Annotated in this window: 1 protein-coding gene; it reads left to right on the top strand. The window is 68.0% G+C overall.

The window, feature by feature from the left end:
- The coding region (locus tag QP442_RS08515; RefSeq protein WP_285069806.1) for a hypothetical protein at window positions 1-202 on the top strand (202 nt) is incomplete at its 5' end.
- Window positions 203-256: the final 54 nt, after the last annotated feature.

Below are 256 nucleotides of genomic sequence, written 5' to 3'. Positions count from 1 at the left end.
TTTCCGCGGGCGGGTGGCGCGCCTGGCGCTCCTGGCCGAGACTCTGCCGCGCGAAGCCGAAGAATTGGCGGAATTGTGCCAGCAATTAGTGGGCGAGGAAACCGCGGCCGGGGTGATCACCGGGGTGGAATTAGGGCCGGCGCGGCGCGGAGTGCGCGAGCTCGCGGTGGTGGAGACCGTAGATACGGGGCGCGCCCACTAAGCTGGGACCGTGCGCTGTTCGTATTTTGAGGCGGGGACCTGCCGTTCGTGTACC

This window comes from Pauljensenia sp. UMB1177, assembly GCF_030217965.1.
Taxonomy (GTDB): domain Bacteria; phylum Actinomycetota; class Actinomycetes; order Actinomycetales; family Actinomycetaceae; genus Pauljensenia; species Pauljensenia turicensis_A.
The sequence above is the reverse complement of the archived record's forward strand: the minus strand, read 5'-3'. Positions and strand labels throughout refer to the sequence as shown.